Source organism: Nocardia sp. NPDC049149 (genome assembly GCF_043197455.1).
Lineage (GTDB): Bacteria > Actinomycetota > Actinomycetes > Mycobacteriales > Mycobacteriaceae > Nocardia.
On record NZ_JBICTD010000003.1, the window covers coordinates 768,314 to 792,450 of the forward strand.

General features: G+C 66.0%; 17 protein-coding genes. 10 read left to right on the forward strand and 7 right to left on the reverse strand.

Annotated features, from left to right (window positions below; genetic code table 11):
- Positions 1–327: 327 nt before the first annotated feature.
- Complete coding sequence (locus ACGFNJ_RS14350; protein WP_393447222.1) at positions 328–1,104, reverse strand: TetR/AcrR family transcriptional regulator; 777 nt, start codon at positions 1,102–1,104, stop codon at positions 328–330.
- 436 nt (positions 1,105–1,540) lie between these two features.
- Here ACGFNJ_RS14350 and ACGFNJ_RS14355 point away from each other — a divergent pair, with 436 nt between their 5' ends.
- From ACGFNJ_RS14355 to ACGFNJ_RS14370, 4 genes are all read left to right on the forward strand, one after another.
- Complete coding sequence (locus ACGFNJ_RS14355) at positions 1,541–2,398, forward strand: NAD(P)H-binding protein (protein WP_393447224.1); 858 nt, start codon at positions 1,541–1,543, stop codon at positions 2,396–2,398.
- Positions 2,395–2,910, forward strand: coding sequence for a DUF1772 domain-containing protein (locus ACGFNJ_RS14360; RefSeq protein WP_393447226.1), 516 nt, complete (start codon positions 2,395–2,397; stop codon positions 2,908–2,910). The genes ACGFNJ_RS14355 and ACGFNJ_RS14360 overlap by 4 nt, the downstream gene beginning before the upstream one ends.
- A 169-nt stretch (positions 2,911–3,079) precedes the next feature.
- The gene (locus tag ACGFNJ_RS14365; RefSeq protein ID WP_393447228.1) at positions 3,080–3,958 is read left to right on the forward strand and encodes a hypothetical protein; all 879 of its coding nucleotides are present in this window, start codon (positions 3,080–3,082) and stop codon (positions 3,956–3,958) included.
- Complete coding sequence (locus ACGFNJ_RS14370; RefSeq protein WP_393447230.1) at positions 3,955–4,206, forward strand: hypothetical protein; 252 nt, start codon at positions 3,955–3,957, stop codon at positions 4,204–4,206. Before ACGFNJ_RS14365 ends, ACGFNJ_RS14370 begins: the two co-directional genes overlap by 4 nt.
- Before the next feature lie 122 nt (positions 4,207–4,328).
- On the opposite strand, the gene ACGFNJ_RS14375 is transcribed toward ACGFNJ_RS14370, so the two are convergent.
- Positions 4,329–5,774 (reverse strand): MFS transporter, encoded by a 1,446-nt coding sequence (locus tag ACGFNJ_RS14375; RefSeq protein WP_393447232.1) that lies wholly within the window; start codon positions 5,772–5,774, stop codon positions 4,329–4,331.
- A 391-nt stretch (positions 5,775–6,165) separates the two neighbouring features.
- On the opposite strand from ACGFNJ_RS14375, the gene nadA reads away from it, so the two are divergent.
- From nadA to ACGFNJ_RS14390, 3 genes are all read left to right on the forward strand, one after another.
- Positions 6,166–7,197, forward strand: coding sequence for a quinolinate synthase NadA (gene nadA / locus ACGFNJ_RS14380; RefSeq protein ID WP_393447844.1), 1,032 nt, complete (start codon positions 6,166–6,168; stop codon positions 7,195–7,197).
- Positions 7,198–7,242: 45 nt separating this feature from the next.
- The gene (locus ACGFNJ_RS14385) at positions 7,243–8,844 is read left to right on the forward strand and encodes an L-aspartate oxidase (protein ID WP_393447234.1); all 1,602 of its coding nucleotides are present in this window, start codon (positions 7,243–7,245) and stop codon (positions 8,842–8,844) included.
- Between the two features lie 518 nt (positions 8,845–9,362).
- Positions 9,363–11,822, forward strand: a complete 2,460-nt coding sequence (locus ACGFNJ_RS14390) for an ATP-binding protein (protein WP_393447236.1) — start codon at positions 9,363–9,365, stop codon at positions 11,820–11,822.
- A 4-nt stretch (positions 11,823–11,826) separates the two neighbouring features.
- Here ACGFNJ_RS14390 and ACGFNJ_RS14395 read toward each other — a convergent pair whose 3' ends face one another.
- Positions 11,827–12,333 carry a DUF4254 domain-containing protein gene (locus ACGFNJ_RS14395; protein WP_393447238.1) on the reverse strand — a complete coding sequence of 169 codons (507 nt, stop codon included), beginning with the start codon at positions 12,331–12,333 and terminating at the stop codon, positions 11,827–11,829.
- Positions 12,334–12,724: 391 nt separating this feature from the next.
- Between ACGFNJ_RS14395 and ACGFNJ_RS14400 the strand changes: the two genes are divergently transcribed.
- The 3 genes from ACGFNJ_RS14400 (at position 12,725) to ACGFNJ_RS14410 (ending at position 16,629) form a co-directional block, all read left to right on the forward strand.
- Positions 12,725–13,720, forward strand: coding sequence for a zinc-binding alcohol dehydrogenase family protein (locus ACGFNJ_RS14400; RefSeq protein WP_393447846.1), 996 nt, complete (start codon positions 12,725–12,727; stop codon positions 13,718–13,720).
- 189 nt (positions 13,721–13,909) lie between these two features.
- Entirely contained in the window at positions 13,910–15,133 is a 1,224-nt protein-coding gene (locus ACGFNJ_RS14405) for a hypothetical protein (RefSeq protein WP_393447240.1), read from the forward strand.
- Between the two features lie 227 nt (positions 15,134–15,360).
- The gene (locus ACGFNJ_RS14410) at positions 15,361–16,629 is read left to right on the forward strand and encodes a hypothetical protein (RefSeq protein WP_393447242.1); all 1,269 of its coding nucleotides are present in this window, start codon (positions 15,361–15,363) and stop codon (positions 16,627–16,629) included.
- Positions 16,630–16,637: 8 nt separating this feature from the next.
- Here the strand turns inward: ACGFNJ_RS14410 and ACGFNJ_RS14415 are convergent, their stop codons facing one another.
- The 4 genes from ACGFNJ_RS14415 to ACGFNJ_RS14430 form a co-directional block, all read right to left on the reverse strand.
- Entirely contained in the window at positions 16,638–19,304 is a 2,667-nt protein-coding gene (locus ACGFNJ_RS14415; RefSeq protein ID WP_393447244.1) for a discoidin domain-containing protein, read from the reverse strand.
- A 161-nt stretch (positions 19,305–19,465) separates the two neighbouring features.
- On the reverse strand, positions 19,466–20,353 hold the full coding sequence (locus tag ACGFNJ_RS14420) for a helix-turn-helix domain-containing protein (protein WP_393447246.1): 888 nt from the start codon (positions 20,351–20,353) through the stop codon (positions 19,466–19,468).
- Between the two features lie 98 nt (positions 20,354–20,451).
- Entirely contained in the window at positions 20,452–21,279 is an 828-nt protein-coding gene (locus ACGFNJ_RS14425) for an SAM-dependent methyltransferase (protein ID WP_393447248.1), read from the reverse strand.
- A 133-nt stretch (positions 21,280–21,412) separates the two neighbouring features.
- Positions 21,413–24,031 (reverse strand): LuxR C-terminal-related transcriptional regulator, encoded by a 2,619-nt coding sequence (locus ACGFNJ_RS14430; RefSeq protein ID WP_393447250.1) that lies wholly within the window; start codon positions 24,029–24,031, stop codon positions 21,413–21,415.
- Positions 24,032–24,137 lie beyond the last annotated feature (106 nt).

Below are 24,137 nucleotides of genomic sequence, written 5' to 3' on the forward strand. Positions count from 1 at the left end.
CATGTTTTCCATTTTTTAACCCGACCTCGTCCAGTCGCCCAAACAGTGTAAAACCACCGCTCGGTAACGATCTTCGATTCGCTCACGATACGAGGGCAAAACCGGTCACTCAATAGGTATCGATTTTAGGTAGCAACTCACCGCGCACCCCCTTATGCGCGGAGACACCTTATGCATGGCGCAAATCGAATACCGATGTGTCGAGCACGTCACCGCGATATTGCGGCGACGTGCACGCATCAGCGACATTTCCGAAGAAATTGCAGAGTCGAATCAACGACCTCGTCGATACCGCAGGTAAGGCCGGATGGACGACCCCTACGAGGGTCACGGGTGGTTCGGCGATCCACTCCCCACGATGGCCTGGACCCCGTCGAGGATGACCCCGAGACCGAAGAGGAAGTTACTCTCGGGATCAGCGGGATCGTCCGTCGGCGGCGCCGAGCGCGACTCGAAGGTGCCGACCGCGAACAACTCGGCCGCGTCGGGGAACCGCGCGGGCGCCACCAGTTCCGCCATCTCCTGCCCGTACTCGCGCGCGGCAACGGCGGGATCGACCGTGCTCTGCCGCCAGCCTTGTTCGAGTTGCTGCGCCATCCGCGCCGCGAAATTCACGTACCCACTGAGCAAGGTCAGCGTGCCCACCTTGGTCATCCGGTCCAGGTCGATGTCGCGCATGGCCCGTAGTCCGGCGTCCATCCAGGCGATCGCGCTCGGCCCACGCGGCGGACTGGAGATCGGTAGATCCGCAAGCCATGGGTGCACCTGGTAGGCCGACCAGAGCTCAATTGCCCACGCCCGCAATCCCGCACGCCACGATGTCGCGATGCCCGCGAGTTCCGCGCTCCGCGCGAAGGCCATGTCGCCCATCAGGGTGAGCAGTTCGTCCTTGGACCCGATGTAGCGGTACAGCGACATCGGGGTGACCCCGAGCTTCTCCGCGATCTTCGGCAGGGTCGCTCCCGCCAGGCCCGCACGATCGGCCAGCTCTATGGCCGTACCGACGACGGTGTCGATATCCAAGGCGGCCCGGCGGCCGAGCCCCGACCCGGTCGGCAGCCGCCACAGCCGGACCAGTTCGTCGGACAGTTCGCCATCCGCCATGACCTCGACACTCCCTCGCCGCTCGCGTGCATCGGCCCCGAACCTACCCGCAGGTACGCGGGCGTCATTACTATGCAAACTATACTATAGATCATATTGTAATGACTCCAGCGTATCGACGGTTTCCAGTTCCCGAACGTATGTTCGGTAGACGAAATATACTATTGCACCTATAGTATAGATGATAGAGTTAAGGTCCGGTCGCCCACCGAGGTGGCGTCGAAGGTGCCGTCAGGCGACAGTGCAGCCGCCGGACTCCGGTGCGCCGGAACCCGATCACGAGGAGATCCCACAATGCGTTAATTCGAATCAGTGACCCATGCCGCATTCCAAGAGAAATGCGAAAGAACAATCCGGCCGATCGGCCATCTCACCACCATTCCACGGGTTGATTTGCGCTGCTTTCTCCCCGCGAAAATCAAGCAAAGGCAATATCATGAGCAATACACCAGATAATTTCCCGCCGCGCCTGACGCTCGTCACCGGCGCCACCGGTAAGACCGGTCGCCGCGTCGCCGATCGACTCGTTCAGCTCGGTCACGCCATTCGGTCGGGATCGCGCACGGCGGACATTCCCTTCGACTGGGCCGACGCCACCACCTGGGCGCCCGCGCTCGCCGGCGTCGACGCGGTCTATATCGCGTACCACCCCGACCTCGCGGCGACGGGCGCTCCGGCGATCATCGAGGAGTTCGTCAAGGCGGTGGAGCAGGCCGAAATCCCCAGGGTCGTCCTGCTCTCCGGGCGCGGTGAGCCCGAGGCCGAAGAGTGCGAGGCGTTCGTCCAGAATTCCGGTCTCGGCTGGACGATCGTGCGCTGCAATTGGTTCTCGCAGAACTTCAACGAGGGCGGGTTCCTCGATTACATCCTGGCAGGCGAGATCACGCTGCCCGCAGGCGATGTTCCCGAGCCGTTCGTCGACGCCGACGACATCGCCGACGTCGCGGTCGCCGCGCTGACCGATCCGAAGCATCTCGGCGAGATCTATGTGCTGTCGGGACCGCGCGGACTCACCTTCGCCGAGGCCACGGCGGAGATCAGCGCGGCGCTCGGGCGGGAGATCGGGTACGCGCCGAGCTCGCGCCAGGACTTCATCGACTCGCTCAATCACTATCAGATGCCGCTGGAGCAGATCGACCTGCTCGACTATCTGTTCCACACGGTGCTGGACGGGCGCAACTCCACCCCGACCGACGGAGTGGAGCGGGCGCTCGGCCGCAAGCCGCGCGACTTCACCGAGTTCGCCCGTGCCGCAGCGGCATCCGGCGTCTGGAGCACAGGAGAGACCCGATGAGTGACCGTGCGCAGTCCCTGCCCGGGGTCACTGCGCTCATCCTCGCGCTCATCACGACGGGGCTGCTCGCAGGCCTGTTCTATGCCTACTCGGTGTCGGTGATGATCGCGCTCGGGAAGTTCGACGACAAGACCTTCGTCGAGGTGATGAACAAGATCAACGTGGTCATCGTCAATCCGGTGTTCATGCTGAGCTTCCTCGGCTCGGTCGGCTTCTCGATCATCGCGGGGTTGTTCTTCCTGCGCTCCGATATGCGGTCGGTGTTGATCTGGATCGGCATCGGCGCCGCGCTCAACATCATCAGCCTGGTGGTCAGTGGTGGGTTCAATATTCCGTTGAACAACGCGATGGCGGTGGCGAACGACGCGACCGGCCCGATCGACTATGCCGGGCTGCGGGAAGCGTTCGAATCCTCCTGGGTGACTTGGAATATCGTGCGTGGCCTGTTCAACACCGCCGCCATCGGCGCCCTCGGCTGGGCACTGGTTCAGTACGGCAGGCTCACCGCCTGAACCCGGCGCCAGCGAAATGCCCTGTCGTCGCTGACAATTCAGCGTCGACAGGGCATTTCCCGTGCCTGCTTCGCTGCGCACCGAGGCAGCCGATACCCGCAGGAATGGGAACAGTGCACCAGCGGTCCGCGCCTACGATCACGGTGCAAGTGGTCTCGAGGTGAGTGGAGTGGGTCTTGATATCGCCGCGACGGTGCTGCGGGCCACCGCACGGTCGGTCGGCAAAGCCGGTCACGCCGTCAGCACGTTCTATCGCGAGTCCATTGTCCACACCACCGAGCGCGGAGTCGGTGGCCTGCTCGCCGCCGACGCGCCGAGCCATCCTGGTATGAATCCGGTCGGGGCAGGCGCACCCGCTCCGACCTTCCTCGGATCGAGCACAGCGAACCAGTTCCTTGCCCAGATTTATGGGAATCAGTTTCACACCGACAACTCGTGGCGCGCTATGTTCAGCGCCGAGCACTTGGCTGGTCTGCCTCAGCCATTGCACGATCGTGTCGCCGCCCACATGCGCACATCACCACATGGCGGGATCTGGCTGGGCGAGGACAGCGTGGTCGATATCGGGCACCCGGCCTGGCCCAAGGGCAACGTTGCCAACCAGCAGCCACGAGGGTGGCCGAAAGGAACGACGTGGCGCGATGTCGGCGGTGTCTATCTTCCTGATCATCGGGCGATGCTCATCGGCCACACCCAGCGATCCGACCACTTGACCGGGCGGCACGAGTTCGGGCACGCGGTCGATGCGGCCCTCGGTTACCCGAGCCAAGAAATGAAGTTCAAGGCGGTGCACCAGGCAGTGCTCGGCCACTTTTCGGGGATGAATTCCGAAGCACTCAAGTACATGGCCCAACCCGGCGGCGTAGGTCAGAGTGAACTCTTCGCCCAGGCTTTCGCCTGGTACGACTACGTCCACAAGACCCAGGGCCAAGGCATCCTGCTGCCCCCAACGACGCCGGCGCTCACCTTCCTTCGATCGCCCGCCGCCGCGCAGCATCTGATCGCCTATTTCGACCATCTGTACACAGTGTTGAGGATCCAGCCATGAGTACCGACCACCCGCTGGCCAGTCGTCTCGACGACGGCCGAATCATGGTGCAGTTCTTCGCACACGGCCCCGGCGGCGAGTTCATCCGCGGCGCGACGATCATCGGCCCTGATCATCCCGAATACCCAGCCTGGGACGCCGAACTCACCGAATGGGAGAACAATCCGGTGGTCGACGACATGGCGGACTACCGCCCCATCGACTTCGAGAAGTTCGACGCGGCTGCGGAATCCGACGACAACCCCTGACCATGCCTCGCCTCGAGCAGACACCGGTTACCCGAAAGATCCGGCGCGGCTGAGCAACTCACGCAAAAGGCGCGATTCGGCCCCGAGGACGCGGGGCCGAATCGCGCGGCAGCGAATCCGGGTCAGCGCAGCTGCACCGTGGGGTTCGCTGCCTCCGGCGGAGGAGCCTTCGACAGGGGTTCTGCGATGTCCTCCAACGACTTTCGTTCGGCGTTGACGCCGAAGTACCACGCGATCACGCCGCCGGTCACCATGATGACGGCGCCCATCACATAGCCCGCGGTCAGCGGGTTCCGGTCCGGATTCGGGTTGTCTTCGCCACCGATGAGGTGCCCGAACAGGAAGGGCGCGATCACGCCGCCGACGCCCTGGGAAATGGCGAAGAAGAACGCGATGGCCTGCCCGCGCAGCTCGAGCGGGAAGATCTCGCTGACGGTGAGATATGCCGACGACGCACCGGCCGAGGCGAAGAAGAAGATGACGCACCACAGCAACGTCTGCGAGGCGGCACTGAGGATTCCGGCGTGGAACGCCCAAGCGGAAACGAACAACAGCGACCCGGATATCACGTAGGTGCCGCAGATCATCACCCGGCGACCGATCGTGTCGAACAGCGGTCCGAGCAGCAGTGGGCCGAGCAGATTTCCGATGGCGAACGGGAAGAAGTAGTAGCCGGTGTGCGACAGGGGCACGTCATAGAAGTGCACGAGCACCATGCCCTGGGTGAAGAAGATCGCGTTGTAGAGGAACGCCTGGGTCGCCATCATGCTGAACCCGAGGAATGAGCGCCGCGGATACTTCTTGAAGAAGACGTTGACCAATTCCCAGAGGGTGAGGCGGGGCGGGTTCGTAATGGCGAGCTCGTCCTTGGCCGTTACCGGCGTCAACGCGATCCCGTCGGCGCGCATCTGTCGCTCGATTACGTCGAGGGTCTGCTCGGCCTCCTCCGCGCGGCCGTGGGTCAGCAGCCAGCGCGGGCTTTCCGGGATGCTCTTGCGCACGAAGATGATCGCGAGCCCGAGCAGGGGTCCGATGAAGAAGCCGAGCCGCCAGCCCCATTCGATCGGCACCATGTTCTCGTTGAACAGCACCAGCGTGGCCGCCGCGCCGATCGCGGCGCCGCCCCAATAGGTTCCGTTGACGGCGATGTCGACCCGGCCACGGTATTTGGCCGGGATGATCTCGTCGATCGCGGAGTTAATCGCGGTGTACTCGCCGCCGATGCCCATGCCTGCCACGAATCGGCAGACGAGCAGCATCCACCAGTCGAACGACAAGCCTGCCGCGCCGCTGGCCAGCAGATAGATCATCAAGGTGATGATGAACAGCCGTTTGCGACCGAGCTTGTCGGTGAGCCGTCCGAAGACGAGCGCGCCGACGACTTGACCCGCCAGATAGACCGACGCCGTCGCACCGACCTCAGCGCTGGTCAGATGCAGCGTGTGCGGGCTCTGCAGGGCGCCGCTCATGCTGGACACGATCTGGATCTCGATCCCGTCGAGAATCCAAGAGACTCCGAGACCGACGACGACCAGCCAGTGGAACTTCGTCCATGGCAGTCGATCCATCCGTGCCGGGATGGTACTTCGGACTATCTCGGGTGTTTGGGCTACCTGCCGCACCGCCACCGCGCTACCTCCACCTCGATGTCGTGATCCACAACGCTGGCGCGATGTGTCGCGCCTCACGTCGGACGTTAAGTAATGTACCGTTAAACATCGGTACATTCAATGTGTCACGGCGAGTCGGGAGTGTCATTCCTACGCAGTCGCGCGCGCATCCGTAGCCGCACCACCCGATGTGCGACCCCTACGGACCGGAGAACGCTCAATGAGCACGCGACGCCCGCCGCCCATGCACCCGCGCGCACCGAGCCGTCCGAGGCCGATGACGTTGTCCGCCTACGCCTCTCGGTGAGCCGACACCTTCAGATCGACAAGGAGAGGAGCTGTGGCGACAGTGCCGACGACCGAGCGCGCCACCGACGAAACCCCGCAGGCGCCGAGTGCGGCGACTCCGGAGTGGGCGCGGGAGGTCAAGCGATTGGCTCGCGAACGGAACGCGACGATTCTGGCGCACAATTATCAGTTGCCCGAGATTCAGGACGTGGCCGATCACGTGGGTGATTCGCTGGCGTTGTCGCGGATCGCGGCCGAGGCGGCTGAGGACACGATCGTGTTCTGTGGTGTGCATTTCATGGCCGAGACCGCCAAGATCCTGAGCCCGGCCAAGACGGTGCTGATCCCGGATCAGCGGGCGGGGTGTTCGCTGGCGGACTCGATCTCGGCCGAGGAGTTGCGGGCGTGGAAGGCCGAGTACCCGAACGCGGTGGTGGTGTCGTATGTGAACACCACCGCCGAAGTCAAAGCGCTGACCGATATCTGCTGCACCTCCTCGAACGCGGTGGAGGTGGTCGCCTCGATCGACCCCGACCGGGAAGTGCTGTTCCTGCCCGATCAGTTCCTGGGCGCGCACGTCAAACGCGTCACCGGCCGGGAGAACATGCATATCTGGGCTGGTGAGTGCCACGTGCACGCGGGGATCAACGGAGACGAGCTCACCGAGCAGGCCCGCACCCACCCGGACGCGGAGTTGTTCGTGCATCCCGAATGTGGTTGTGCCACCTCCGCGTTGTACCTGGCCGGGGAGGGCGCGTTCCCGTCCGAGCGGGTACACATCCTGTCCACCGGCGGCATGATCGACGCCGCCCGTGAGGTACGCCAGCGCCGTGGCGGTGGGTCTACTCAGGTGTTGGTGGCTACCGAGATCGGCATGCTGCACCAGCTGCGGAAAGCCGCTCCCGGTATCGACTTCCAAGCCGTCAACGACCGGGCCTCGTGCAAATACATGAAGATGATCACCCCCGCCGCGCTGCTGCGCTGCCTGGTCGAGGGCCGGGACGAGGTCCACGTCGACCCCGAAACCGCAGCCCGCGGCCGTAACTCGGTCCAACGCATGATCGAGATCGGACAACCCGGTGGCGATGAATAGCCGTGCGGACCTACGCGTGCCGACCCGGCGCCGCAGCTGGTCGCCATGAGTGCCCCGGTGATCGAGTGGGAATCGGGTGCCGATCTGGTGGTGATCGGGGGTGGCATCGCCGGGCTCACCGCCGCCCGCACCGCGGTGGCCAGGGGGCTGCGGGTGGTGGTGCTCGCCAAAGGCGGCCCGCTCGACACCGCGACCCACTACGCCCAGGGCGGGATCGCTGTTGTTGCGCCGCAGGATGATTCGGTGACATCCCATGTGCGCGACACCGTTGACGCCGGCGCGGGATTATGTGATCCGGCCGCCGTGCGGTCCGTCGTCGGGGGCGGACCGCACGCGGTGGCCACGCTGACCCGGCTCGGCGCGGTGTTCGACACCCGCGCCGACGGCGCGGTCGCGCGCACCAGGGAGGGCGGGCACAGCACCAGGCGGGTCATCCACGCGGGTGGCGACGCGACCGGCGCCGAGGTACAGCGAACGCTCAACGCGGCGGGATTGCCGGTGCTGTTCGGCGCGGCGGCGCGCGACATCGTCACCGGGCCGAACGGGATCCAGGGCGTTGTCGTGCTGTCCGACAAGGGATTCGGGGTGGTGCACACGCCTGCCGCGCTCGTGGCCACCGGCGGCCTCGGCCAGCTGTACGCGTCGAGCACCAACCCGCCAGGCGCCACCGCCGACGGCATCGCGCTTGCCCTGCGCGCCGGCGCCGCCGTGGCCGACCTCGAGTTCGTGCAGTTCCACCCGACCGTGCTGTACACGCCGGGTGGGCGCGGTCGGCGGCCGTTGATCAGCGAGGCGGTGCGCGGCGAGGGCGGGGTGCTGGTGGACTCGGACGGGCAGTCGGTGACCGCCGGTGTTCATCCGCGCGGCGACCTCGCACCCCGTGACGTGGTCGCGCGGGCCATCGCGACCAGGATGCGCGCCCTCGGCACCGATCACGTCTATCTGGACGCGCGCGCCATAACCGGTTTCGCCCAACGGTTTCCGACGATCACCGGATCCTGTCGCGCGGCAGGCATCGATCCCGAGGCCGACCTGATCCCGGTCGCCCCTGCCGCGCACTATCAATGTGGCGGCGTGCTGACCGATCCGCACGGCCGCACCCCGATCCCCGGCCTCTATGCCGCGGGCGAGGTGGCCAGAACGGGCCTGCACGGCGCGAATCGGTTGGCGTCCAACAGCTTGCTGGAAGGTCTCGTCGTCGGCGCACGAGTCGGTGTGGCCGCCGCCGAACGCCGCGGTGTCCGAGTACGGGTGCGCGACATCCCCACTCGGGTAGACCATGCCGCCGACCGCACGCTGCTCCAACGGCTGATGACCGATCATGCCTCGATCGTGCGCGAGCGAGCCGGACTCGAAGAGGCGCTCGAGCGAATGAAAGCCGTTACGGCACAACGTCGAACGCTGCGCACCAAGCCTGCGGACACGACAGACCCGCGACCGGAGACCCATCCATCCGCGCAGCTCATCTCCGGAATCGAGGACACCGCCCTGACCCTGGCGGCACAGACAGTGCTGCTCGCCGCGATGGCCCGCACCGAAAGCCGGGGCTGCCACACCCGGTCCGACCACCCCGACCCCGACGACCTACTGCGCCAAAGTTTCTCGGTGCGGCTGGACGACGACGGCCACCCGATGCTCAGCCAGTGAGCAGCTGGTGGCGAACTCACAGCCAACCCCTTCGGCGGGATTCGACGGGTCACGTCCGGCGGTCCGGTAGCGCTGTCGACCAGTTCCGCTCTCGCGTTTTCGCTGCCGGAAGTTGCGACACCTCCCACTCGACCGTATTCGCGGCGATAGCGGGCCCGCCTGCAATTCAGGTACCCCACCGGGGCCGCCCCTCGACGTCTCCCGTTCTGCACGGCCATAACGGCCTCACATTGAACGGTCGACCAATTAAGCCTCGAACCGAGTAGACTGCTCTGGCGCTGATCACCCGGTGGCCACAGCGCATGCCCCGTCACGGATCGGCGGGACCGGCACCGAGTACGCCGACGACAGACTTCCGGACTCCCACAACCGGATTCGCAGCCCATAACGGCAAATAGATGACTAGTCTCACAAATGTGTCAGCACCACGTTCACGCAAAGCTGGTGCGCTACCACCGGCGACTACCAACGACTTCATCGGCCGAGAATCCGAGCTCGAACATATCAATACGCTCTTGATGGGCTCAGCTCCGCTGATCACCCTGATCGGTGCGGGCGGCATCGGCAAGACCCGGCTGGCCGCCGAAGCCGTGCACCGGTACCACAAAGCCAAACACCTGCCGGTGCGCTGGGCGCGCTTGGCCAGGCTGGCCAAGGGCGCGAGCGCGGAAACGGTCGCGGAGGAGATCGCGCACTCGATCGTCGAGGCCGACTATTCCGGGCGGTCGGTGTGGGAGACGCTGATCGATACGCTCGGCGGCTCCGTGGCGAAGGGGCAGTCGGTGCTGGTGCTCGACAATTGCGAGCACGTGCTGGACGGAGCAGGCCAGGTGATCACCGGTCTGCTCGACGCGGTGCCAGGCCTCACTGTGCTGGCGACCAGCCGCGAGGCGATCGGCTGGGTCGACGAACAACTCGTCCCCGTCCCCCCGCTGTCGCGCGGGCATGCGCTCGACTTCTTCCGGCAGCGCGCCGAACTGTCCGGCCACGCCATCGTCGACGAAGACCAGATCACCCTCGCCGACTCGATCTGCAGGCACGTGCACAACCATCCGCTGCACATCCAGTTGGCGGCCGCGCGGCTGCGGCGCCAGCCCTTGATGATGATCCTGGACGACCTCACCGGCGGTGCCGGCGATCGCAGGCTCACCTGGTCGCACGGGCCGCGAGCCGGCGCGGACGAACGCCAGCAAGGCATCCGCAACGTCATCGCGTGGTCATACGACCTGTGCACGCCGAAAGAGCGCCTGCTGTTCGAACGGATGTCGGTGTTCTCGGCGGGCTACGACATCGCACCGGACGACAAGGGCAGCGCCGCCGACGGTGATGTCGGCGCGGAGCTGGCCGCGATCGAGGCGGTCTGCGCCGATGCCGACTCCGATGGCGGCGCGGAGTCCATCGCCGTCCACGAGGTCGCCGGACTGCTCGAACGCCTCAGCGATCAGTCGCTGGTGCTGGTGCACATGACACCGAACTCGGTCAGGTACTCGCTGCTGGAGAGCTGCCGCGTGTTCGCCCAGCAGCGGCTGCTCGATCGCCCAGGCGACGAGTGGACCCGACTGACCGGACGCCACCGCAGGTACTACCGCGACATGGTCGCCCGCATCCAGTCCACGTGGTACAGCACCGCCGAGGTGGAGTTGTTGAACTGGGCCCGCGCGGCATGGGACAACATTCTCAGCGCCATCGACGGCAGCCTGGCCACCCCGGGGGAGGCGCAAATCGGCCTGGAGATCGCCGTCGGGTTGATCGGCTCTCGCGTCCCGTTCTACAAAGGCTCGCTGCGCGAGGCCCGGCGCTGGGCCGAACAAACGTTGGCCGCCACCCGCGCGCTCGACCCGCCGCCGCGCGAACTCGAAGTCGGGGCCTTGGCGCTGATCAGCTGGGTCGGCCTCTGCCAGGGCAAGGTCGATGAGGCCATGCGGACGCTGGACCAGTGTGTCGCGCTGTGCCTTCCCGAGGCGAGCGCGGCCGACTGGCGGTCCGAACCCACGCGTGATCTCGGTCTGCCGCCGCCGGTGGAATTCGCGAGAGGGTGCCAGTTGATGCTGGTGGACCGCGCGCCCTGCGCGATCCCGGTGCTGGCCAGGGCAAGCAAACAGTTCGCCGCCATGGGCGATCCGGGCGGCGCCGCGATGGCCGAATTGTTCCGGGCGCTTGCCGCGGGATTCCTCGGGACCGCCAAGGAGGCACGCGAGATCACCGCTGCGTATGTGGCGACCGTCACCGAGTCCGGCGCGCAGTGGACCCAATCGTGGGCCGAAATGGCCTGGGCGCTCGCGCTGACCAAGCACGGCGACCCGCTGCAGGCGGTCACCATCCTCCGAAAGGCGTTGGCCTACCAGGATTCGACCAGAGACCAATGGGGCGCGGTCTGGGCGATCCATTTCCTGGCATGGGCGCTCGCGCAGCAGGTCGCCGACGCCCGCGCACCGCAGGGCAGACAACCGGAGCAGGTGCTGCGGTGGTCGCTGGAAATCGCGCGGCTCACCGGCGGCGCCGCGACCTTGCGGCACCGCGTCGGCGCCGACATCAAGAATCTCGGCCCGTTCTCCGATGAGACGGAGAAGGCCGCCGAGGTAGCACGCCAGGTGCTCGGGCCGGAGGCATTCGCCGCCGCCGAACGCGAAGGCGCGATGTTGCGACCGGAGCTGGGCGAGGTGACCCAGCTGGCGCTCGGCACCTTGTCGCTGGACCGACTGCCGGTGGATCACCCGGTCCGACAGTATCGGCCTTCGGCGTGGCACGAACTGTCCGCCGCCGAACAAGACGTCGCGGTGCTGGCGGCAGCCGGGTGGACCAATTCGGCGATCGCCACGCGGCGCGGCAGTTCGAACCGCACGGTGGACGCCCAGATGGCCTCGATCCTGCACAAGTTGGCCATCAGTTCACGCGAGGACATCCATGCCCTAGTCCCCGCCGATCAGCAGCCACGGGTCGCCAGTGAGATCGAACGTCGTCGCGCTCGGGCGCGCTAGCTCGTCACCCGGCTAGGTCACCGCTCATCCGATGGGGCACCGGTAGCCGCCGGTGCCCGGCGACCACCGCGGTCACCAGATCGTTGTAACCGTCGACGAGTTCGGCGAGGCGATACCACGCCGCGTGCACCTCGGGTGCGCTCGCGTTCGGGTTTCCCGTCAGCACGGCGTCCGCGCGAACCTGCGCGGCCGCCATACGATCGATGACCGAGCCCAATGTTTCGGTGTGCACAGTGCCGCCGCGACGATGCTGCGGCACGATGCGTTCGATCCACACATCGATGTCGTGCACGAGATCGGCGTGTGCGCCGCGGTGCGCGGCCGCACCGTGCGCGCTCTCGTCACGACGGTGCAGGTCGGCGAGCCGAAATGCCAAGCGCGCGAGCGGATGATTGTTGTCGAGTGAGCCGCGGATGGCGTCGAGTAACTCCTCCGCGGACAGCAACGGTTCGATCCGACCAGCACTCGCGCCCTCCACGACGAGCCGACGGTTCCGTCGCGGAAACACCATGTGCGAATTCTCCATAATATGCACCGCCGATATATGACAACGGCAAAATACCGCAGCCCATCGCCATTCGCCGAAACTCGAATTGCCCCCGGAAAGTCAAAATGAGGAATCGCCAATGATATCCGGAGGTTGTCGAGGTCCTGAACAGAGACAAACCCAGGATACGTGCCATGTCGAGACCTGCTTCCCAGCATTGAGAAAGGCAATCTTCCGATAGATGATCTATCGCCGAGACCGCCGCTGACACTGATTCGACGAACCTACCTATGCGCCTAGCGTGCCCACCTAAGAGTCACGCCAGATCGCACAGAAATGGATTCCGATGGGCAACGTCAGCACCTCGAATGAGCTGAACCTATCCGGGCCGCGAATGCCCGGCACACCAACGACGATGCGGGTCTGGCGGGTCACCGAGCCGGGGCCGCTCGCCAGTAATCCGGTGGCGCCTGGTTCCGCGCCGGTCCCCGAGCCGGAAATCGACGAGTTGCTGGTCCGGGTGCTCGCGTGCGGCGTGTGCCGCACCGATCTGCATGTCACCATGGGCGATCTGCCAGTGCACCGCGAGCACGTCATTCCAGGACACGAGGTGATCGGCGAGGTCGTGGCGGGCGGGTCGGCCACCAGCACACCGATCGGCAGCCGGGTCGGGATCTCGTGGTTGCGCCGCACCTGCCGCACCTGCCGGTTCTGTATCACCGGCGCGGAAAATCTGTGTCAGGAATCCGAGTACACCGGCTGGGACAGTGACGGCGGGTTCGCCGAATTCGCCACAGTGCCCGAGGATTTCGCCGTCGCGCTACCGGAGCAGTACTCCGATCTCGAAGCGGCGCCGCTGCTGTGCGCCGGGGTGAGCGCCTACCGGGCACTCAATCTCGCCGACCTGCCCGAGGGCGGTGTCGTCGGTATATACGGCTTCGGAGGCAGCGGCCATATCGCCGCGCAACTGGCGCTGGCCCGTGGCGCGCGGGTGCACGTGATGACGCGCAGGACCGATGCCATGGAGTTGGCGATCGAGCTCGGCGCCAGCTCGGCGCAGGGCGTTGCCGATCCGCCGCCTGAGCCGTTGGACGCGGCCCTGTTGTTCCCGCCGGTCGGCGATCTCATGTTGCCCGCGCTGCAGGCGCTGGTCCCCGGCGGGATCCTGGTGCTGCCCACCATCTACCTGCCCGACATCCCGGCGATGGACTATCACCGCGACCTGTTCTGGGAGAAGCAGATTCGCAGCGTCACCGCCAATACCCTCGACGACGCACGGGAATTCATGGACTACGTCGCCGCGAATCCACTGCGCGTGACGGCCAACAAGTACTCCCTCGACGAGGCGGACAAGGCGTTGCGTGATCTCAAGGGTGGCCGGTTCACCGGCGCTGCGGTCCTCGTGCCATGACCCGATACCCGGCGGGGTTCGGCAGTGACCGAACCCCGCCGGATTACCCCAACCGACGAGTATTTCGAGCACTCAACCCGATTGGCGTCGTGACCCTCCCACTGCCGAGAAGACGAGCACGCCCGGCGCGGCAAGCGGCAGTAGCATGTGCTGCACTCGAGGGGGCCGCGGACTACCGGGTGAGGATGGTTGTTCAGCCAAGCCATAGAAAAGCTCGTTCGGATCACCCAGCGCATCGGCGACCGTTTCGCACAGATCACCGGCTCGGGAATCCGCCCCCGCTATCAGGAAACCGTCGACAACGCCAAGACGGCTAGCCGCACGTTCACAACACAAGATCGGCGGCGGCTCGAGCATGCCGACGACACTCCGGCCGACGCCCCCGTGCCACCGTTCGAACACGCCACAACGACGCCGCGCGGGTTGGCGCCACCACGCGTATGGACGGTCCGAGAGTACCTACACCGATTCGAGCAAAGAACAGGTCGCGAGCTGACTTTCGAGGATGTGGACACCATCACGCGCGGCGGCTGCGTCGGAGTCGTCGCACATTACCTCGGTTTGACCAACGGCGAGATGATACCGCAGCACAACGTATTCGCCGATCCGCACGCGCACCGGGTACTGGCCCTTGTCGAAAACACGCTGTTGCACGGCGATCAGTCAACCGCCATGATTCGGCGGCTGCGAAAACTTCGGACCGTTGCCGAAGAAGACCACCGGCTACAGCAGACCGCGTTTACGCGCGACGTTCTCAAGGGTGCCGACGAGATCCTGAAGGGGGCCGAAAAAATAGCAGAGGGGGTGTTGGCACGGATGCCTGGGCAATTCCGGGAACAATTGCTCGATTATCGTGTCGAGGTCAGGAAAGAGGGCAACTGGAATACTTTCAAAAGAGTTTCCCTATACGAGGAAAGGTTGATGCACATATTCCGGAATGCTACCGATGCCGATGTGGCTGAGCGCATGATGCGCGACGACAGAACACTGTCACAGATACCAAGCCTCCGCCTCGATCTACCCAACAGTCCCCCCGACCAGTGGAGCGTCGTGACGGTTCACCACAGATTCTGGACCGGACAGGACGAGATAACCGACCGCGAAGGACTCGTCGGCACACCGATCCCCAACCCGTGGGCATTCACACCGAACGCCGAGACCTGGCAGCTCGATATGACAGGGGATCGGCAACTGGCCAAGCCTGGCGGAAACCCGAATTTCGATTTCGCCGTCTACGAACCGCAGTCGAAGAGCTGGATCGGCGCGAATAACTCGATCGTCCAGGACGGCAGTCCGATGCGCATACTTCAGCGCACCGTGGATCAACAGTTCACACCGACGCGGGAGAACCCTGCGTATGACGCCGAGGGCCACATCATGTACGTCACCGATCGGATTCCCATCGCGAGGTGATCACCGCCGACGACGCCGGGCACGACTCTGCCTAAGTAGAAACCGATGCGTATGCCCCGTGTCTCCTGATGCGTAGTGCGACCCGAGAGTTGCACGATAACGGCGATCTTGGACACACATTGACCGACGCCCCAACAGCATTCGTTATCGAGAGTTTCGGATCGACCGAGCTTTGCGTTACCGAGCTGGTGCACCCGGTGCGGCGGCGAGCGACACACGAGGCCCCGATGAGTCAAGTCCTGCAAGTTCTCGGCGCACTACTCCTGTTATCCGGATTCATCGCCGCTCAGGCCGGCGCAGTGAAAGACAGTTCTGCTTCGTATCTGACGGTGAACGCCGTCGGCGGCACCATGCTTGCCGCGCTCGCCTACATCGGTCGGGATTATGGCTTCCTGCTGCTCGAAGGCACCTGGGCAGTGGTGTCGGCGATATCGCTCTACCGCGCCTTTCCCGCTGGGAAGCTCGCGACGCCGGACCCAGCAGCGGCCTTCTCCACTGCCGCTGACGCCGACAAGGGCTTGCCGCTGCCCATGTCTCGCAGCGTCCAGCTCAACGGTGACGAGTTGAGCACCGAGCAGCGTCTCGTCCGATACTTCCGCAACTCCTACGCGGGCTCGCAGGGCAGGCAATGGCTGCAGCCGCACATCCTGTGGTGGTCGCTGGCCTTCCTGCGCGACAACGGTATTCGGATCGACTTCGACACGCTGGTCGCGGCGGGGGAACGGGCGAAGACGATGCCGCTGCCCGCCGGGCACGCCAAGGTGCACCCCGCCGACCAGGCGGAGCTGAACTTCGCCTTCTGGTGGTCGATCCTGATCGACATCGCCCGCGTGGTGTACCGCCGTCAGCGGCGCTTCCTGCCCGGCGCCGCTTTCGCGCTGCCGACTATCGCCGACCTGCAAAGGCGCGCTTGGGACCTCGGGCTGCGGCCGTGGATGTCCAGCGCCACCACCGAGGAATTGGCCGGGATCGCACACGCGCTCGCGATCATCGACGACCACGAACGCCAGCGGCCCGCCGACCCCGACCTGATCATGAGCAAGGTGCTGCTGCCCGAACTGCTGCTCGTCGAGTTGCACTGGTTACACACCCCCGGCGGTCGGGTCCGCGCCGATGGTCAGCCTCGGGTCGACGTCGTACTCCTGCGCCGCTATTCGCGGGCGCAACTCTGGTGGGCCGACGACCGCTACCTCGATCCGCTCGACCACATGTACCTGCGCGCAGGCGACATCCTCAATCATCTCGCCAGGCTGCCGGAGGAGTCGCAGACCCCGACCATCCAGTCGATGCTGGGCATGTACGAGGAAGTGCTGACCGCCGACGCACAGGGCACGGTCGACCTGCCGAGCTCCCCGGCACCGCTCGACACGGCTCAGAATCCCTCGACTCAGGTCGACGTGATTCCCAGTCCCCCGACGCAGGTCGACACGATCCCGGGTCCTCCAGCGGGGACCGAAGCCAGGGTGATCGCGCCCGCGACCGCGAGCGTGCCGTAGCGCACGGCTCATTGCTCACCGCCTATCTCCAGTTCCCGCACCGCGGGCCGGGTCGTCGGGTCCGTCGCCGTGACGTCGAGCTGGACATAGCGGGTGACTGTCGGCGTCGGCAACGCTCCGGTCACTTTGTCCACGAGAACCGTTGTCCAGGTGCGGTTGTCCCCCGATATCTGCACGGTGGACGTGATCGGCGCAGCGGAGGCCCAGTGCGGCAGCACTCGACCGATGCGGGTGGGCCCGCCGAGATCGACGGTGAGGTTGCCTTGCGGCCCGTCCGGCGCCCAGCTCGTTGCGGCGCTGCCGTCGATGGCCGCTCCCGCGTAGCTGCCTGCCTCATCCGAACTGGACGAAACCTGCTTGCAGCGCGCGAGATTGCCGGTGCGATCAGGGCGGCGTGTCGGAACCGTCAGCGTGCTGCCCTTGCCGACCTCTTGCACTCCCGCCGGTGTCCGAACCCGCATCGGCGCACCGGTTTTCAGCGTGATCGTGGTGCTGTCCTGGCCGAGCTCTGCGTCGAAAGTCCGCCCATGCCATTGCATACCGCGCAGATGCGGTGCGGTGCCGAGTTCGGCAGGCAGGACCGGGTCGAGCTCGACCTCGTCGGCCCGCCACCGCAGACCGAGTAATCCGTTGGTGACGGCCTGCACGAACGCACCCGCCGCGGCGGGCCGCCCATACGGCGCTCGCGCGAGCGGGCGGACCGCGCGCTCGAGAAATGCAGCCGTCACACAACCGGGCGCCCCGACCGCCGCGGCGGCGACGGCATGCATCCCATCGGTCGTCGCCGGGCCGTCCGGATCGGTTCGCGCCGCATAGTATTGCCGCAGATCGGCCGAAACATCCTGAGGTATAGGCCATTCCAGCGGGTAGACGAGCAGGACCGCGTCCGCCTGCTCGATCGGAGCACCTGCATAGCCGTCGTACTGCGGGAAGACGTTCCCTGCGGGGTCGAAGGGCATCCGCACGTGGTCGGCGATCGTGCGCCACTCGGCGGGAAACCGCTCCCCCAGCGCTTCGGCGGCCTGCGCGGCATTGCGCAAAGCCAGTGCCGCAACCGCATTCGTGTACACGCCGTCGTTGACACCGTTGCTGTTCTCGTCAGGTCCTGCGACATTCTCCAGCGAGAAACTGCCGTCGGGATTCGGTGTGACCCGCGACGCGAAGAACTCCGCGATGCTCTGCATGATCGGCCAGCCCCTGGTCCGCAGCTGATGTTTGTCGCCGGTCGCCAGGTAGTACCGCCAGACGGCCAGCGAGATGTCGCCTTGCAGATGAATCTGGGTAAGACACCGCGGCGGCGCCCAGCCGCGGCACTCGTCGAGATCGCCGCGACTGCCGCTGGTCAACGGGTAGAGCGCGCCGCGAAGCCCGAGTCGCCGCGCATTCGCCTTGGCCGCAGGTAACGTCCGAAAACGGTATTCCAATAGCGATCTCGCCGACTCCGGCACGAACTGCAGCAACGCAGGCAGCATCGAGCGCTCGGCCTCACCACGGATCTGACCCGCGTACTCATCGCTGCCGAGACCGACCGGCGAGATGCTGTTGTCTTGTCGCGCAGCGGTATTGGCGTACAGCGAGTACAGCGCGGCGCGCGCCGAACGCTGCAGATCGGCGCGGCCGGGCAGCTCGATATCGCCCGCCCACAGGTCACGCCAGGCGGCCGCGGTGCTCGCGAGTAGCCGGGGCCATCCTTTGAACGCCGCCCGCCAGGCGGCGGCGAATGCGGATTCGGCCGGATCCGCTGCCGTCAGCGCGGTGTCGACGCCGACGAATTTGGTGACCTCGTAGGTGTTTCCGGCGACCACCGGGAATCGAGCGGCCTGCGCGACGGTGAGATCACGACCCGGTGCGCTGCGCACCGTCGCCGAGGTGTCGGTGCGCAACACCGACGCGACGGACCCGGCGACCGCGGTGCCCTCGGTGCGGAACTCGACGCGGACACTGTCGTCGCCGGGCGCGTCGGTGCCGGTGCGGGTGATCCGGCGGGCGCCTGCGCCGTCGAGCACGTCGGTGACGGTGATGTCGCCGGACCAGTGCGGCACCAGGGTGAGATGGACTGCACCCGCGTGCTGGTCGGACCGATCAGCGAGCACCTCGTAGACCAGGTCGGTGGCCTTGCCGTTCGCCGCGGTCCAGGTGAGGGTGGTGCGCACCAGCCCGCAGCGCAGGTGCACCGTCTGAGCGAAGTTCGAGATCCGGGTGGCCGCGGTGCTCGCGTCGTACTGCTCGCCGCCGACATCGACCGTGAGCGTCGACCAATTGGGAAGGGCCGCAATGACTTCACGCCCCTCGTCGGCCGAGGGCGACACGGCGAACAGTCCGGCGACGAACGCGCCGTCGTACTGCGGCCGCCCGTTCTTGTCGCCGTTGGCCGCATAGCCCATTCCGCGCGGCGGGACGCGCAGTCCGAGATATCCGTTGCCTGCGAACGGATGCCGGTCATTCGGCGCATCGATGTCGGTATGGGTCGGCGCCCACTCCGCCGAGGCGGACCGCGCGTCCCCCGGGCACACCGCGTTCGCCACCGGCGCCGCCGAACCATGGTCGACGACGATCATCGCCACCGTGATCACCAGCGCGATCACCGCGCCGAGCCCGATACCCGCCACGAGCCTGCGGCCCACTCGCCCGGATCGGGTTCCTGGAGCCGACAACCCGATTCCTCTCTGCGTCACACCAACCTATTGTACCGCTATTTAACGACACGTTAGGTAACGGCGCAACCAGTGGACGGTGCACCGCTTGAACCACGTTGCTGCCGATCGAGCGACAGCGTCAGACCACGGACAGGACGACAAGCAGCGCGGCAGGCAATTGGTCGTGCGTACGGCCGACGTCAGCTCTTGGCCAGATAGTCCGACAGCATCAGCGGGGTCCGCTCATGCGAGGCGGCCGCCACCGACAAGCGGCTCGCCACCGCGAGATACGCGTCGAGATCCGCGCGCTTGTCCAGCAACGCGCCGTTGGTGAGCTGTGGCACGAAGACCACGTCCGTCACCTCCGGTTCCACGAAACGCAAAACCGTGAACGGTCCACCGGCAATGGCGGACCCGCCCGCGTCGTCCGGCAATATCTGGATCGTGACATTCGATTCCGCGACAGCGTCAACGAGGCATTCCAGTTGTGCCTGCCAGATCTCGGTGTCGCCGAATGGGAATCGCAATGCCGACTCCGTGACGACGTACCACACCGAAGGTGGCTGCCGCCGATCGAGAATCTCTTGCCTGCGTAGGCGCAATGTGGCCCTGCGCTCGATCATCTCGTCCGGTTCATCGGGGTGCAGAAAGCGCAGCACCGCACGCGCGTACTCCGGAGTCTGCAAGAGCCCAGGCACGAATCGCGGCTCGTAGCCACGAATCAATTGGGCGGCCTGTTCGAGCCCGACAAAGGTACCCAGCCAGCGCGGCAGCCAATCACTGTCGCGCTGCCACCAGCCCGAGGCGTTCGCCTGCCTTGCCAAGGCCAAGAATTCTTCGCGCTCGGCGCGATCGGTGAAACGGTAGAGGGTGAGTAGATCCTCCAGATCACGTTCCCGGAAAGGCACCCGGCCGAGCTCGAGCCTGCTGATTTTCGAATCGGACGCCCGGATGGCGGCTCCGGCGTCCTCTCTGCTCACACCACTGGCTTCGCGCAATCTTCGCAGGCGTGCACCGAGCACCATCCGTAATATGGTTGGCCCGCCACTGGCCATCCCGATCACCGGAATGTCCGGGATTTCGGTCACGTCACTGTCCCTTCGTCCACTCACACCAGGCCGAGCACCGCGCGGCGTGCTCGGACCGTTGCGCCAACGATATCGGCGTACCCGCCGCGTCATTACGCTTACACGCTCGGTTGCTTGACGCCGACCGCACCGAAAAGTGACGCGGTCCTTGGTGAATCGAGTGCGCCGGGCCGCCATTGCCACGGCCGGACCAGACCGGGCTCTACCAGGTCGTACCCCTCGAACAAACTCCGGATCGCACCCTGATCACGCAGCACCAACGGCACCGTCGCGCCCGCGAACCCGGCCTGCCATCCGTTCTGCTCCTCGCTGGACATGCCGTCGGTGGTGAGATGGGAAAGGGCGATGCATGATCCTGGCGCCTGCTTGTCCCGGAAGGCCGCCACGATCCCCGCCGGGTCGTCCGCGGCGGTCACGAAATGAAATACCGCAATGAACAGCACGGCGACCGGCTCGTCGAAGTCGATCATCTCCAGCGTTGTCGGATGGCCGAGTATCGAGGTGGGATCTCGCATATCCGCGGTGATCACCCGAGTTGTGCCGCTGCGGAGCAAGGCTTGACCGTGCGCGGCCACAATCGGATCGATGTCGGCGTAGACGACTCTGGCATCGGGGTTGGCTTCCAGCGCGATCTCGTGCGTATTGCGCACGGTCGGCAAGCCGGAGCCGACATCCAGAAATTGGCGGATACCGCGTTCTTTCGACAGATACTCCACCACCCGCCCCAGAAAGCGCCGGTTCTCCATGGCCGTCGAACGCACCCTGGATTCACCGATCAGTTGGTACAGCCGCGCATTCGCCGCGCGGTCGACCTCGAAATGATCCTTTCCGCCGAGCGCCTCGTCGTACATGCGCGCAGCGGTCGGCTGACCGAGCGGAATATCGGCGTGCGTGTCGTCGTCGACCGAGTGCGTTTCCTCCGCCATATTTGCTGCCTCTCGATCTCGAATCTTATGTCGCCCAAGGTATTTCGAGTGACTCCGAAAATCGTATCGGTCGGGAACGGCTAATGCTGTTCCCAGCGACGGGACTGCCGGTACGCCGACGACGGCCATGGCGTCACGACACGCGCTGCGCCCGTGCCCGGCGACGAGGTCGCTGCACGGATTCGGCGCGCACCTGATCGACCTTGTCGTCGGGCACCAGTCCGATAATCTCGCCGCGCGAGGTGATATTCAGCTTCTGGAATACCGAAACCATCTGGGCGTTGACGGTTTTGAACGAACTTCCGCGCCGGGTCGCGATCGCGGTATTCGTCCAGCCCGCCGCTGCCAGCACCGCGACTTGTTCCTCCGCGAGCGTCAAATCGTCCCAATACGACGGAACATGCTGGCGGGTGGGATGTTCCGGCGGCAGGTCGTCGATCGCCAACGTGCCGAGCGCGAAGCGCGGTAGTTCGTCGGACTCCGCGCCGAGCAGCGCGCCCTGTTGCTCGGCGCGGGTATATGCTTCGTGCCCAAGGAAATCGGTCAATATCTCGATCGCCCTCTGGTGCCGATCGGCATAGGGGCCGAGGCCCGAAATGTCGATACCGAGCCGCGCGCGCAACGTGTTGGCGCCGCCGATGAGCCGGGCGGCTTCGATGGCCACCTCGACCACATCGCGCCTGCCGCTGCCTGCGGTGCGCGCCGAACTCTCGACCTTGCGCGCCAGCGACCACACCCGCGATTGCACCGCCCACAACGCGCCCCAGCGATCACCGGTCGCCACCAGTCGCTGCAACGCCTGCCGCTCGAGTGTCAACGCGCGCACGGAATCTCGATGCCGGGTCAACGCACCTGCGGCGATCAGATCGGCGACGGCCATCCCCTCGCGCACGCCCTCGTGCTCGGGCCCGCAATCCCCCGGCTCCTGGCCCGGTTCGACCGACCCGAGCAGACCGGCGGCCAGCCGTCTGGACAGTTCACTCGCCACCACGCCTGCTCGATCGCCATCGCGCCGGTACTTGTCGCGCGCCCTGGCGAAGACGATCGCCGCACGGGCGTCGCGGCGCACGAACACAAGCTCTATGCCCCAGGCGAATTCGGCGGGAGCGGGCAGTCCGGCGTCGGTTTCGGGATTGCGCCGCCATTCGGCCGTGGCAAGCCCGCATGCCGCGAAGCACTCGTCGAGCAGGGGCGCCGCGATCTGAACGTGGCCCTGGCACAGCGCAAGCCAGGCGACCATCGCCCTGGCCGGGATATCGGGCCGGTCCGGTCGTGGCGGCGTCGGGTCGCCGATCGCGAGCACCCGCTCGATCCGGTCCCGCAGCTCGGCCACCGAATCGCCGAGGAAGACCAAGGGCAGCGGGAACATTGCCGCGACGAGGTCGACGGCGACCGCGCGCTCGCCGGTGTCGGTATCGCTGAGCTCGAGCGCCGCAACGATGTTGTTCCACGCCGGACGCATCCAGTCGTCCCGTGCCACGCGCTCGGCGGGCCCGCCCCAATCGGCCCGCGCCCGGATCACGATGTCGCGGAAGTACCTGCGATGCCGTTTCGTCAACCGCGCCAACTCATTCGGCCCGCCGTCCGCCCGCTCGCACAGCCTGCGCCGCGCGAACAACCGGACGCTTTCCACCAGGTAGTACCGCACGCTGGTTTTGGTGATCCGCCGGGAAACCAGGGACCGATCCACGAGACGCGTGAGCAGCCCTTCGATCTCGTCGCGCGCAAGCCCAACGGCGCCGGACCCGGGCTCCTCATCGACACAGATCGCAAGGATGGCGTCCAGATCGGCACCGCGACCGACGCGGCGGCCGTCGGATTCCTCGGCGGGATTCAGGTCGAGATCGGCCGCGAAGACCGACATCCGTTCGAGGAGTAGACGTTCCGGCAACGCACACAGGTCATAGGACCAGCCGATCACGTCGCGAAGCCGCTGGTGCCGCGCTTCGGCGCCGACCCGAGGCCCGTGCGACCAGTCCATCCGCCGATCGGAGTCGGTGCCGCTCAGTTCGCGCAGCACCACCGCCAACGGCTGCCGCAACAGCCGCGCGGCCGCCAGGCGGACGAACAACGGATGGTTGTGCACCCGAACGCAGATCTGCGCCACGGTGGCGAGCTGATCAGGTTCGCCGATCCGGGAACCGGCGAATTCCGCACGCTCGCAGAACAACTCGACGGCTTCCTGCCGAGTCAACGGCGGCACGCTCAGCAACTGCTCGTCGACCCATTCGATCGGTTCGCGACTCGTCGCGACGATCGTGAGCCCGGGCACCGTCTCGAGGAGCTCTGCGATGACCCGGCCCGCGCCATCGATCACATGCTCGCAGTTGTCCATCATCAGCAGGATGCGCCGTTCGCCGCGCGCGGCACTCAGCTCCGCCACCGCAGCTTCCCACTCCGCGGTCGCGGAGCCGAGCACCGCTCTGGTGACCTCCGCCGCGATCGCGGTGACCGCGGCGCCGCCCGGCAGGCGCGCCAGGCGCGCCCAGTGCACGACGACCCGATGATTGCGCTGGAAGTCGCCGAGCGCTTCGGCGGCGAGCCTGGTCTTGCCGATACCGCCCGAACCGATCAGCGTGATCAGCCGGGCCGGGCCGAGTAGCAACCGCGCGATCTGGTCCAGCTCCGCGGCGCGTCCGACGAAACCACTCGACGCTGTCGTTAAGTGATCAGGTCGGGCCGCCGCTCGCTGTTCGACCAATGGCACCTCGCGCGGTCGTGCGGCAACCGCGGTACCAGCGAGTTCCAGCATCAGCGTTCCCTCTCGGCAGGCTCTCGTGCACGTGCATATGCTCCTGCATATGCAGGGTATCCGCCGACTGTGACATAGCACAACAAAACGGGCAACGAAAGTCGTT

Bases quoted from the DNA above. Each gene is read 5' to 3' on its own strand.
- ACGFNJ_RS14410 (WP_393447242.1), top strand. From the start codon at position 15,361: ATGAGTCAAGTCCTGCAAGTTCTCGGCGCACTACTCCTGTTATCCGGA.
- ACGFNJ_RS14350 (WP_393447222.1), bottom strand. From the start codon at position 1,104: ATGGCGGATGGCGAACTGTCCGACGAACTGGTCCGGCTGTGGCGGCTG.
- ACGFNJ_RS14370 (WP_393447230.1), top strand. From the start codon at position 3,955: ATGAGTACCGACCACCCGCTGGCCAGTCGTCTCGACGACGGCCGAATC.
- ACGFNJ_RS14425 (WP_393447248.1), bottom strand. From the start codon at position 21,279: ATGGCGGAGGAAACGCACTCGGTCGACGACGACACGCACGCCGATATT.
- ACGFNJ_RS14430 (WP_393447250.1), bottom strand. From the start codon at position 24,031: ATGCTGGAACTCGCTGGTACCGCGGTTGCCGCACGACCGCGCGAGGTG.
- ACGFNJ_RS14395 (WP_393447238.1), bottom strand. From the start codon at position 12,333: ATGGTGTTTCCGCGACGGAACCGTCGGCTCGTCGTGGAGGGCGCGAGT.
- ACGFNJ_RS14360 (WP_393447226.1), top strand. From the start codon at position 2,395: ATGAGTGACCGTGCGCAGTCCCTGCCCGGGGTCACTGCGCTCATCCTC.
- ACGFNJ_RS14355 (WP_393447224.1), top strand. From the start codon at position 1,541: ATGAGCAATACACCAGATAATTTCCCGCCGCGCCTGACGCTCGTCACC.
- ACGFNJ_RS14385 (WP_393447234.1), top strand. From the start codon at position 7,243: ATGAGTGCCCCGGTGATCGAGTGGGAATCGGGTGCCGATCTGGTGGTG.
- ACGFNJ_RS14400 (WP_393447846.1), top strand. From the start codon at position 12,725: ATGCGGGTCTGGCGGGTCACCGAGCCGGGGCCGCTCGCCAGTAATCCG.
- ACGFNJ_RS14375 (WP_393447232.1), bottom strand. From the start codon at position 5,774: ATGGATCGACTGCCATGGACGAAGTTCCACTGGCTGGTCGTCGTCGGT.
- ACGFNJ_RS14390 (WP_393447236.1), top strand. From the start codon at position 9,363: ATGGGCTCAGCTCCGCTGATCACCCTGATCGGTGCGGGCGGCATCGGC.